At 38.2% G+C, this 12,238-nt stretch carries 12 protein-coding genes; 4 read left to right on the forward strand and 8 right to left on the reverse strand.

What is annotated here, in order from left to right; genetic code table 11:
- Positions 1-20: 20 nt before the first annotated feature.
- The 3 genes from IPK31_16690 to IPK31_16700 are packed head-to-tail and all read left to right on the forward strand — an operon-like array spanning position 21 to position 3,443.
- On the forward strand, positions 21-395 hold the full coding sequence (locus IPK31_16690; GenBank protein ID MBK8089431.1) for a DUF4260 domain-containing protein: 375 nt from the start codon (positions 21-23) through the stop codon (positions 393-395).
- 3 nt (positions 396-398) lie between these two features.
- Entirely contained in the window at positions 399-2,912 is a 2,514-nt protein-coding gene (locus tag IPK31_16695) for a DNA gyrase/topoisomerase IV subunit A (protein ID MBK8089432.1), read from the forward strand.
- 30 nt (positions 2,913-2,942) lie between these two features.
- Positions 2,943-3,443, forward strand: coding sequence for a hypothetical protein (locus tag IPK31_16700; protein MBK8089433.1), 501 nt, complete (start codon positions 2,943-2,945; stop codon positions 3,441-3,443).
- A gap of 23 nt (positions 3,444-3,466) precedes the next feature.
- Here the strand turns inward: IPK31_16700 and IPK31_16705 are convergent, their stop codons facing one another.
- The 8 genes from IPK31_16705 to IPK31_16740 all read right to left on the reverse strand — a co-directional run bounded on the left by IPK31_16705 (position 3,467) and on the right by IPK31_16740 (position 11,699).
- Positions 3,467-3,877, reverse strand: coding sequence for an SET domain-containing protein-lysine N-methyltransferase (locus IPK31_16705; GenBank protein ID MBK8089434.1), 411 nt, complete (start codon positions 3,875-3,877; stop codon positions 3,467-3,469).
- A 97-nt stretch (positions 3,878-3,974) separates the two neighbouring features.
- Complete coding sequence (gene smpB / locus IPK31_16710) at positions 3,975-4,409, reverse strand: SsrA-binding protein SmpB (protein MBK8089435.1); 435 nt, start codon at positions 4,407-4,409, stop codon at positions 3,975-3,977.
- A gap of 72 nt (positions 4,410-4,481) precedes the next feature.
- Positions 4,482-5,399, reverse strand: a complete 918-nt coding sequence (locus IPK31_16715; GenBank protein ID MBK8089436.1) for an acetyl-CoA carboxylase carboxyltransferase subunit beta — start codon at positions 5,397-5,399, stop codon at positions 4,482-4,484.
- A gap of 36 nt (positions 5,400-5,435) precedes the next feature.
- Positions 5,436-6,503, reverse strand: a complete 1,068-nt coding sequence (fbaA, locus tag IPK31_16720; protein MBK8089437.1) for a class II fructose-bisphosphate aldolase — start codon at positions 6,501-6,503, stop codon at positions 5,436-5,438.
- Positions 6,504-6,625: 122 nt separating this feature from the next.
- A complete protein-coding gene (locus IPK31_16725; protein MBK8089438.1) occupies positions 6,626-8,143 on the reverse strand; it encodes a hypothetical protein in 1,518 nt (505 codons plus the stop codon).
- Positions 8,144-9,122: 979 nt separating this feature from the next.
- Positions 9,123-10,481 (reverse strand): pyridoxal-phosphate dependent enzyme, encoded by a 1,359-nt coding sequence (locus IPK31_16730; protein MBK8089439.1) that lies wholly within the window; start codon positions 10,479-10,481, stop codon positions 9,123-9,125.
- Positions 10,482-10,563: 82 nt separating this feature from the next.
- Positions 10,564-11,100 (reverse strand): hypothetical protein, encoded by a 537-nt coding sequence (locus IPK31_16735; protein ID MBK8089440.1) that lies wholly within the window; start codon positions 11,098-11,100, stop codon positions 10,564-10,566.
- An 11-nt stretch (positions 11,101-11,111) separates the two neighbouring features.
- Positions 11,112-11,699: a sigma-70 family RNA polymerase sigma factor gene (locus IPK31_16740; GenBank protein ID MBK8089441.1), complete on the reverse strand. Its 588-nt coding sequence runs from the start codon at positions 11,697-11,699 to the stop codon at positions 11,112-11,114.
- Positions 11,700-11,872: 173 nt separating this feature from the next.
- Between IPK31_16740 and IPK31_16745 the strand changes: the two genes are divergently transcribed.
- Positions 11,873-12,211: a hypothetical protein gene (locus tag IPK31_16745; protein ID MBK8089442.1), complete on the forward strand. Its 339-nt coding sequence runs from the start codon at positions 11,873-11,875 to the stop codon at positions 12,209-12,211.
- Positions 12,212-12,238 lie beyond the last annotated feature (27 nt).

The raw sequence follows: 12,238 nt of genomic DNA on the forward strand, positions 1-12,238 counted from the left end.
GGATTTAAACGATTCAACAGATGAAGACAATAATAAAGCTGGAAGAGTTAGGGATGTTTCTTGGATGTATTGCAGTTTTGTACATACAGCAGGTAAATTGGTGGTGGTATCTGTTATTGTTTTTGGGACCTGATATCAGTATGCTTGGTTATTTAGCAGGTGATAAGGTTGGTGCATTGTGTTATAACCTTTTTCATCATAAAGCAATTGCAATCATGGTATTTGTTCTTGGTTTAATGATTCAGTTGCCGGGTGATATTGCAGATAAAGACTGGCTGATTAATCTTGGCATTATTTTATTCGGTCATTCATCCATGGATCGTTTTTTTGGTTATGGTTTGAAATATGAAAATGGATTTAAGTTTACACATTTAGGTGAAATAGGAAAGAAATAAGTTATGAGTGCAGCGAAAAAGAAAGAAAATGTTTTTGATAATGAAGGCGGGGTGCAGGGCCAGTATAAAAACTGGTTCCTTGATTATGCATCGTATGTAATCCTTGAACGTGCGGTACCTGCCATTGAAGATGGTCTGAAACCTGTCCAGCGTCGAATCCTTCATGCTATGAAAGAAATGGATGATGGGCGTTTCAACAAGGTTGCCAACATCATCGGGCAGGCCATGCAGTATCATCCGCATGGTGATGCAAGTATTGGTGATGCATTGGTGAATATGGGTCAGAAAGATTTATTGATTGAAACGCAGGGTAACTGGGGTGATGTGCGTACAGGCGATGATGCGGCTGCAGCACGTTATATTGAAGCCCGTCTTTCAAAGTTTGCACTGGAAGTTGCCTTCAATAATAAAACAACAGAATGGCAGCTGAGTTATGATGGAAGAAAGAATGAGCCTGTTGTATTGCCCATGAAGTTTCCGTTGCTGCTTGCACACGGAGCTGATGGTATTGCGGTTGGTTTGTCAACAAAAATTCTTCCGCATAATTTCTGTGAATTAATTGAGGCGTCCATTAAATGTTTGCGTGGAAAGCGTTTTGAAATCTTACCCGATTTTCAAACAGGAGGAATGATTGATGTTGCCAATTACAATGATGGCAAGCGTGGTGGTAAAGTAAGAGTGCGTGCACATATTGAAGAGCTGGATAAAAAAACATTGCTCATTAAAGATGTTCCTTACGGTGTTACAACCACGCAATTAATGGACAGCATCGTTAAAGCAAACGACCAGGGAAAAATAAAAGTTAAGAAGGTAACTGATAATACTGCAGCTGAAGTAGAAGTGCAGATCGATCTGGCCCCCGGTATTTCACCTGATATAACAATAGATGCATTGTATGCATTCACTGATTGTGAAGTATCTATTTCGCCCAATGCATGTGTAATTGTTGACAACAAGCCACAGTTCCTGACTGTATCTGATTTGCTGAGATATTCAGCTGATCAAACCAAAGAGTTATTGAAGAAAGAACTGGAGATCAAGTTGGGTGAACTAATGGAGAAATGGCATTACACTTCACTGGAAAAAATCTTCTTTGAAGAAAAGATATATAAGGAACTGGAGAAGAAACATGAAACCTGGGATAAAGTAATCATAGCAATTGATCAGGCTTTTGTCCCGTTTAAAAAACAACTGAAAAGGGAAATCAAGCGGGAAGATATTATCAAGCTTACTGAAAAGCCGGTGCGTCGTATTTACCGTTTGGATATTGATGAATTGAATGACCAGATCAAGGCACTGGAAGCAGATATGAAACAGGTGAAGTATGACCTGGCAAACCTTGTTGATTATGCGGTGGCTTATTATGAAAACCTGTTGAAGAAGTATGGTAAGGGAAGAGAACGTAAAACAGAAATTAAACCGTTTGAAACCATCCAGGTAAAACAGGTGGCTATTGCCAATGCCAAATTGTACATGAATCGTGAAGATGGTTTCATTGGTACTTCACTGAAGAAAGATGAGTTTGTTTGTGATTGCTCCGACTTTGATGATATCATTGTGTTTACCAAACGAGGTATTATGAAAGTGGTGAAGGTGAGCGACAAGTCTTATATCGGCAAGGATATTATTCATGCAGCCGTATTTCAGAAAAATGATGAACGCACGACTTACAACATGATTTATGCTGATGGAAAAGGTGGTGTGAGTTATGCCAAGCGTTTTAATGTAACAGGTATCACAAGAGAGAAAGAATATGATTTGACAAGAGGTGATGAAAAAAGTAAAGTGCATTATTTCACTGTAAACCTCAATGGTGAGGCGGAAGTAGTGAAGATTGTGTTGAGCCCGAATTGTACTGCCCGTAACAAAGAGTTTGATTTTGATTTTGAAGAACTGGATATCAAAGGCAGAAGCAGCATGGGGAACCAGGTAACCAAGTATCCAATCAAGTCCGTTAAGTTTAAAGAGAAAGGTAAATCAACATTGAGTGGAAAGAAAATGTGGTTTGATGATAAGTTTGGCCGTTTAACAACTGAGGAGAAAGGTGAATACTTAGGTAAGTTTGAACCTGAAGATAAAGTGCTGGTGATTTATAAAGATGGTAATTATGAAATCACCGACCAGGAACTCACACAAAAATTTGACCCGGAATCTGTTTTACTGATTGAGTTATTTAAACCGGAGAAAATTGTAACGGCTGTTTACCTTGATAATGATAAGTTGCAATACAATGTAAAACGTTTCAAAATTGAAACAACCACACTTCGGAATAAATTCTTCTTCATCAAAGAAGGAGATAAGAATTATGTGGAAGCAGTTACGACAGATGATGAACCTGTACTTGCCATGCAAAGCGGTAGAGGTGCACAGGTACGTAAAGCAAAAATAAAATTAGCCAAGGTTGCAGAGCTGATGGGCTGGAAAGCAGTGGGAGCAAAGCTTACAGACTATAACAAGAGTATTGAAATGGAATGGGTGAAGGAAGATCCGCATGCACAACCGGAGTTATTTGAATAGTTTCATTTATTTTTTGAAACGACTTTTGAGATGAATATAAAAGGCAGAATTAAAAACTGGTTACACACCAAAGAGAAGTTGGAAGAAACTGAGTTGTTGAAAGAAGGAGTGAATTCTCAAATACAGGATACGATTGAAATCTATTTCAGCAAAAAAAAGAAAGCTTTTGATTTAGCAATATGTATTGCCCTTTTATTAGCTGTATATCTATTATCTAAGAGTATGGTTTTTGTTTCAATAGTATTTCTTTTATTATTAATTGCTGGATGGAATTATATTTTCAACAACAGGCCTCAAATAGTTGTCAATAAGCAATATCTGGAGATAGCAAAACAAAGAATCCTTTGGGGTGATATAGTCAAAACATATATTGCTACAGAAGGGTATGATTCAGGAGACTCAAAAAGATTACGAATTGATACAACAGAAAAAATATACCGAATTAATATTGGTAGTTTAAGCAAGAAGCCCAAAGAAATAAGTCACTTGGTTGAGTATTTTAAAATAAAATCTAATGCTAATTTTATTTAGTGAGTCAATCTTGCCAAAGTTTTTTATTCGTCACTCTCTACAATCTCACCATAATCAATAAATAATTCTTCACCGGCAGCAATTGCTCTAAGTGTTTCAAAATCTTCTCCATCATTGATGGATTTAACATTAGGCGTTTCTGCATGGTTTAAGAAAATTACAATATCCGTCACCTTAAATCCATAATCGGGCAGGTAGTAGAATTCTTCATCAAACAAACAATAGGTTTCAACCAAGTCGTTAGTGTGGTTTGGTATCGAATCAATTTCACTGCGTTCTACTTTAATCCATTCACCAACGCCTTTTGAGAACAAACCACGTTGTCCGGCAGGAATATCCCTTAAGGCAAATACACCGTTACCATGAATGGGTGAGGGTTTCATCATTACCCAGGTATCATGTTTCAGTTCGTGGAGCAGCTGTTCTTTGGTCATATATTTCTAAACCTCCGGGGTTTTAATCAAGTTGTTCAAAATTATGTATGTGATTCTTTAAGAAACCCCGGAGGTTGTGGCCGGGGCTTATAGTTTTTTATTTGATATATTTTTTCATTTCCCGTTCAGCATCACGGTTTTTGATGGTCTCTCTCTTATCATGAAGTTTCTTTCCTTTGCCCAAACCAATTTCCAGTTTGGCTAAATTGTTTTCCGTAAAAAAGATGCGGAGCGGAACAACAGTGAATCCTTTTTCTTTTAGTTTGTTTTCCCACTTTCGGATTTCTTTTTTATTCAGCAGCAGTTTTCTGTCATGAACTGCCATGTGGTTATTGGTTGTACCGAAACGGTACTCCGCAATATGCAGACCTTTGATCCACAGTTCATGTTTGTGAAAGAAACAATAAGAATCGCTGAAGCTCACCTTTCCTTCACGGATCGATTTTACTTCCGTTCCGGCCAATACCATTCCTGCTACTAATTTGTCTTCAAAATAGTATTCGTGAAAGGCTGCTCTGTTTTTTGATTCCATTTGTTACTAATAAAAAAGCAATCAATTAAAGTTGAATCAACTCTAATTGATTGCAAATATAATTCTGATTAATCAGTTCCTGAATAAGTTGAACAGTACACCAAACTTCTGCTTCATATCCTTGCGGTCAACAATCAGATCAAGAAATCCATGTTCTAACAGAAATTCACTGCGTTGAAAACCTTCGGGCAAATCTTTTTTAATGGTTTCTTTGATCACACGTGGACCGGCAAAACCAATCAATGCGCCCGGTTCACCTATATTCAAATCACCAATCATACCAAAGGAAGCCGTAATACCTCCAAACGTAGGATCAGTAAGCCATGTGATATAAGGAAGCTTTGCATCACTCAATTGTGAAAGTTTACCCGATACTTTTGCTAATTGCATCAGCGAAAAAGCACTTTCCATCATTCTGGCACCACCGCTTTTACAGATCATAACCATCGGCATTTTCTGCTCAATGCAATAATCAACACCACGTGCAATTTTTTCACCCATTACACTTCCCAGTGATCCGCCAATGAAATCAAAGTCCATGCAGCATACAACCGCATCGAAGCCATCAATTTTTCCACTTGCCACACGAATAGAATCGTGCAGGTCTGTTTTTTTCCAGATATCTTCCAAACGTTTCTGGTAAGGTTTCAGATCTGTAAAATTGAGGTAATCCTTCGATCGGATATTATCAAACAATTCAGTGTATGAATCTCCGTCAAACAGAAGATCAAAATACTCCGAACTTCCGATACGGTGATGATAATTACATTTAGGACAAACATATTTATTGTCGCTCAGTTCCTGCGATGTACAGGTGTATTTACACTCAGGACATTTTGTCCATAAACCTTCTCTTATTTCCTTTTTTTCGGAAGTAGAAGTAAGAATGCCTTTCTGTACACGTTTGAACCAGGACGATCTCTGAGAGTCTTCCCGGGGAAGATCATCACCGGTTAAGTTTTTCTCAATATCCTCTTCTTGTTTTGCCATCTGCTGTAAGTTTGAAAGCAATTAAAAGTAAAACAATTATGCGTTTCTGTTGATACAGTTCAGATCTTCAAAGGCAATTTCCAGCCGCTTGTTAAAACTTTCTTCACCTTTACGCAACCAAACTCTTGGGTCGTAATGCTTTTTATTTGGACTGTCAGGACCTTCAGGGTTTCCTAATTGGCCCTGCAGGTAAGCTTCGTTCTTTTTGTAATTGTTGAGAATACCTTCCCAGAATGCCCACTGCAGATCAGTATCAAGATTCATTTTAATGGCACCGTAACCAATTGCCTCACGGATCTGGTGCTGAGGTGAACCACTACCGCCATGGAATACAAAGTAAACCGGCTTTGGTCCTGTTTTCAATTCTTTTTCAATATAGTCCTGGCTGTTTTTTAAGATCACGGGTCTTAATTCCACATTGCCGGGTTTGTACACACCGTGTACATTACCAAATGCGGCGGCTACAGTAAATAAATTACCAACCTTGCTTAATTCAGTATATGAATAAGCAACATGTTCAGGCTGTGTATAAAGTTTATCGTTGTCTACATCGCTGTTATCAACACCATCTTCTTCTCCACCGGTAACACCAAGTTCAATTTCAATTGACATGCCTAATGGAGCCATGCGTTTGTAAAACTCAACAGAAGTTTGAATGTTTTCTTCCAGCGGCTCTTCACTTAAATCGAGCATATGTGAACTGAAAAGTGGCTGTCCTTTTTCTTTTTTGAATTCTACACCGGCATCAATTAATCCGCTGATCCATGGTAACCATTTTTTAGATGCATGATCGGTATGCAAAACAACAGGTACGCCGTAATATTTTGCAACATTATGTATATGTAAGGCACCAGAGATAGCGCCCTGGATATTTCCCTGTAATTTGTCGTTTGGCATCCCTTTGCCGGCAATAAACTGTGCACCGCCGTTGGAAAACTGAATAATAACGGGTGAATTTACTTTTGCTGCTGTCTCAAGAACACCATTGATGGTATTGGTTCCAATTGTATTAACGGCGGGGAGTGCGAATTGATTCTGTTTTGCATCATTGTATAAAGCTTCTAATTCTTCGCCAAAAAGTACGCCGGCTCTGTATTTACTCATAAAAAATGGTATAAGGGTTTAAAAATCAGTATTGAATTCAGTTTTTTGGAGGCGCTAAGATAGTTAATTACTCATTAGCTGCTTTGACGAAGGCAATTTTTTCCACTTTCGAATAACAGTCATTAGTAAAGATCAAGAACCAGCAGACCTGTTTCGGGTTCTCTAATTTGTTTTGCTTTAGCAGCTATTTTTCCGCTGAGGAATTCTTCTTTTTCCTGCAAGGATGAATAATAGAAAAAATAATACCGGATCTGATAATGATCAAGTTCTTCCAGTAGCTCATCAGTTGTATAAGAAGGTTTGGCAATAGTATAGTAGGAGCTTTTTGATAAATATGCCACCACCATACATTCGCTTTTTTTTGTATTTGAAATAAATTTTCCGGCAATTGAGTTCTGCTTCATCATATCAACCGTATCAAAAAACTCTTTGTGCTTAAATGCCTGATCTTTCAGTTTGTTGATGGGTTCAAGTAAAAAACTGCCAAAGAATATAAGCCAGATAAACAACCGTTGCCATTTGTTGATGTTGATTGCTGCAAAAAGTTGTTGCATCAAAATACCACCTGCAATCATAAAAACAAAACTCAATGCCCAGATGAAACGTGTTTCAACATGAAGTAAAATATAACCTGCGGGCAAAGTGATCAAAGTGATAATGAGAAAGAGCCAGGTCTTATTTTTTTGAATGAAATAATTAACCGCACTCATCAGTAAAATGGCCGATGCTAAAAAAGAAAGTTCATGAATGCTGATGAGCCATTGCTGAAAATTAAAAAGTATAACCCTTACCTGGTGAAGGGCTATTTGCAGGAATGGAACATTCGATAAATTATTCTTCCGTACATGCCATGGGTCTTCCCAAACGGCTGCTGAACCTTCATAAGGCGGGGGTTGAATAACCGGGCCGGGCATAGGGCCTTTGCTGAAATCCCAATGAGCATTGAATTTTCCAAAAGCAATCATCCACTCACCGTACTTCCAGTGCAGTGCATATATCCAGGGAAATGTAAACAGGGCGAAGATACCGAAGCCGGCAGCCAGTTGTTTAACTGCCTGTTTTTTATCAGGATTCAGAAACAGATGTATCACAATGAAGTGAAAGATGAAAAATGGAAAACCATATGATTTGTCGAAATACAAACAGGCACCAATAAAACCGGCCAGTAAATTTTTTTGAATACTGCTGAAAAAAGAGCCTGACTTAATGAGATTGAAATAAGCAAGTAAAAGGAAAACAAGCAAAGCATCAGCTGCCAGTTCGCTATAGGTATAATACAGCAACAGGATAACTGAAGACAGTTGAATGCTTGTTTTTAACCAGTCAGATAATGAAAATTTATTGAGTAATGAGTAAAGCACAACCAACGATCCGATTGAAAAAATAGCATTCGATACTTTAAATGCAGCCCAGTCCGGGAGCCCGGCTTTCATAAACGGAACCGCCAGCCAGGAATGCAGTGGATTCCAGAACCCATTTACAGCCAGTTTAAAATTTCCTTCGAGATAGTGATGTGCCACAGCTGCATAGCCAATTCCATCAACATCGAAATGATATTGGTACAAAGGCCATGTAACAATAAATAAGGCGATAAAAAAAAGAATGGAAATTGACAGCCGCAGTTTGTAGACTGGATTCATTGTTTAAAAATAAGCTTTCTTCTCTTTTTTTAAGCATGGTTTAGAAGAAGGAGGAGGGTAGTAAAAAAAATTGCCTGTCAGATCGTAAACATATTTCAGTTTATTTTCAGACAGGCAACTTAAATAATTCTTCGGTTCCTTGGTGTTTGATGGTTTTCTTTGGTACGAATTCAATTATAGGATTTTAGAACCGGATTCTTCTTTTTTTCAAAGTATTCCCCTTTCGGGTGGATAAAAAGAAAAAAAGATCTGGATTTCAAAGGATATGAAATTGGATTTCTTGGTTTTTTAATAGGATCCAGATCTTTTTTAAAAGCCTTTCATTGGTCTCTTGGTATTCCGTTACAGATGAGTCTGAGTCGGTTGGCTTCTTTTTTGGTTCTTCAGGATAGGATTCGGGGTTTTTCGTTAGTTAGGATGTTTGGATTTTTCTTTGGTTTTCTTAGGATTTAAATTTAATGTCTTTCATTAGTCAGGAATTGGATTTTTCTTTTGGTTTTTCTTTGGATTCAGATTCTTTGGTTCTTCTTTCGGATTCAGATTCTAAGGTTTTTCAGTTAGTCAGGATTCATGGATTTTTCGACGGACTTAGTTTTCTTACAGGTATTTGGATTAAAAACGGTTCAAAAAATTTGGAAGTTGACTGATATTGGATTTTAGTTTTTGATCTTTCAATGGATTTGGATAATTCAAAATAAGTGTTCTTCGTATGTTAGTGTTGATTGTGTGTCAATCAACTTCCGATACAAATGTACTTCGGGGTGAAATGCTGGGCAAGAGCAGTTATTCTCTATTTTAAGTAATCGGTATTTACTCCATCGTTCGTAGATCTACGTATAGTATGTTGGGAGAGTTACTTGTAAACAGGTGTTTTATTTATTTTGCCGCTGTATAAACGACTATCATGAGTTAATAATTGCCCTTAAATGTATAAGCCGCTGTTAAAAGCGGCTTAAATATTATTAATAAGTGTTCTTACTTACTTCGTCAATGATTGTATTATATCATACTTGGTTACTATATGGAAGTTACCAGCTTCATCCTTACTTAATACAGCACCGTTTTCTTTTGTAATGAATGTACTTAAGCGTTCAATCGTTGTATCAAACGCAACAATAGGCAGGGCAGGTTCCATTACAGCTTCTACACTGGCATGTTTTATTTCAGCATTCGAAAATACTTTGGCAAACAATCCATTTTCAGAAATGGAACCAACAGGTTCTCCATTTCTAATAACAGGAATCTGTTCTATATCATATTTCTTCATCAGTTCTACTGCTTCAGCAACAGTATGTGTTGGTTCAATGCTGATTAAACGGTTATGTGAACGGGATGATACAATGTCTTTAAATGTTTTTACATCCAGGAAGCCTCTTTCCATCATCCACTGGTCATTGTATATTTTGCCAACATAGCGGCTGCCATGATCATGAAAAATGCAGACCACTAAATCGTCTTTCTTCAATCGGTCTTTTAATTGCATCAATCCCTGTATACAACTGCCTGCGCTGTAACCGCAAAATAAACCTTCTTCTTTTGCAAGCCGTCGTGCCATTACTGCTCCATCTTTATCAGTTACCTGCTCAAAATGATCGATCACACTCATGTCATAGTTCTTGGGCACAAAGTCTTCACCAAAACCTTCACTGATATAAGGATGTACTTCATTCATATCCGTTTCACCGGTACGGAAGTATTTGGTAAGTAATGAGCCGTATACATCAATTGCCCAGATTTGTATGTTGGGATTTTTTTCTTTTAGATATTGAGCAACACCTGTTATAGTACCACCGGTTCCTGCAGTGCAAACAAGATGTGTTATTTTGCCATCAGTCTGTTTCCAGATTTCAGGCCCTGTTGTTTCATAATGTGCCAACCGGTTTGCCAGATTATCATATTGATTCATATGATAGGAGTTGGGAACTTCTTTTGCAAGTCTTGCTGCCACACTGTAGTAACTCATGGGATCTTCGGGCAAAACATTTGTCGGGCAAACAATTACTTCAGCACCAACAGCCTTCAATACATCTGCTTTTTCCTTCGATTGTTTTTCTGTGGTAACAAAAATGCATTTATAGCCTTTTACAATAGCAGCAAGTGCTAAACCCATTCCTGTATTTCCGCTGGTTCCTTCAATGATAGTGCCGCCCGGTTTTAATTTACCTTCCTTTTCCGCCACTTCCACCATCTTCAATGCCATACGGTCTTTAATGGAGTTGCCGGGGTTGAAATAATCAACCTTGGCCACCACTTCGCAGGGAAAGTTTTTGGTGATCTTATTTAAACGGATCATTGGCGTATTACCAATGGTTTCAAGAATGTTGTTTTTAATATCCATAAAAAAACGTCCGGGTTTTTCCGGGAGCTGACAAAGTTACGATTTGTAACGGGAGAAATTGAATGATGGAGTTAGCTTTCCGTTAATGTGATACACTGTTGTGAGCTGAGGTTTTTTTCTTCCGTCTCAGATAGCTGTCCAGTAACAGTAACCCTAAAACAACATTCACCATCAGTACAACATTGATCCATGTGCTGCTCATTAGTTTGCTGAAATCAAACCTGTCAAGATTCAGGTTATTTAATTCAAATGGCAGGGGAGAAGAGCTGGCAGTTGAAGCCCAACTCATCTGTGAAAAACCATATATAAGCAGTCCGGAAATGGTGAGAATAAAAAAAGCAGCGATGCCACGAATGATATTTTTGTTGATGTACTGAACTGTAGCACGGGCAGGTTGCAGTGAGCTGATTTGCTCCATCACATTTTTACTGAAACGTAATGAAGGCTGTTCCAGTTCCATGTCTGTTTTCAACAATTGGTTTATTTCAAGCAGTTCCCTGTATTTTTTCTGCCACTCCATATCTGCAGCGATCATACTTTCAATAAAGGAAACCTCTTTTTGACTGGCTGTGCCATCAATATAGTTCCAGATTTGTTCTTCCATTTGCTGCATCTGCATAAAATTAGCTTTTAAGATTGAATATATTCTTCCACTTCCACTGCAAAATATTGCTGCATCTTCTCCTTGAGCCTTTGCCTGGCCCTGTGCAGCTTTACTTTGGCATTATTGGGTTCAATTCCCATGATCAAACCAATCTCTTCCAGGCTTTGATCAGCTTTATAAAATAAGGTCAGCACTTTTGCATCGTCAGGGTTCAGTAAAGCTATGGCTTCATTTACCAGTTTCACCTTCGATTTCTCTTCTGCAATATTTGCCCGCATGCCGGAATCCATTGAATCGGCAAGTTCAAACACCCCATCCTGATCTATAGAATGTACCGGTAATTTCTTTTTCCGCAGGAAGGTGAGGCATAAAGAACTTACAATGGTATACAACCATGTGCTGAATTTAGCATCGCCCCTGTAATCATTCAAACAACGATAGGCTTTTATAAAAGCATTCTGTGCCAATTCTTCCGCATCTTCTCTATTCTTTGTATAGCGCAGGGCAACAGAAAAAACAAAAGACTGGTAACGGGTAACCAGTACCTCGTAAGCCCTTTGTTCACCCTGTAATACACGGGTTATAATTTCTCTATCCGATGGAGCAGCCTGCATAACTAAGGGTTTAGACGCTGCCTGTTTGGAGCAGGTTACAATACTTGTATAAAGATGGAAAGAAATCTGTATTCGGGCAATTTTTTAAAAAATTAAAGGAAGGGTGTAACCTGTTTGTTTCTGCCGTTGTCATAGATGCTGAACACAATTTAAAAACTTTTAAAAACCGAATTATGCCAGAATTTTTTATTGCCATAGTATTTATTGCCGCTTTTGTCTTGTTGTTCGGTCTATTTTATTTAAGAAACCGGGAGAACATGGCAATGATTGAAAAAGGAATAAACCCAAAAGAATTTGTCAGCAGACCTGCACCATACCGCAACCTGAAATGGGGTTTGTTGCTGGTTGGTGCCGGACTTGGTTTGTTCCTCGCTTACATTATGCATACTTATGTGTTGCATATTGATGATGAAAACCCGGTGATGTATTTCTCCCTGATTGGTATTTGCGGCGGATTGGGTTTAATTGCATCCTACTGGATCGAGAAAAAGCAAACGCTGGATAAAGAATAACTTTTTTCTGACCAATGAATGAACCTT

This window comes from Chitinophagaceae bacterium (assembly GCA_016713085.1).
Taxonomy (GTDB): domain Bacteria; phylum Bacteroidota; class Bacteroidia; order Chitinophagales; family Chitinophagaceae; genus Lacibacter.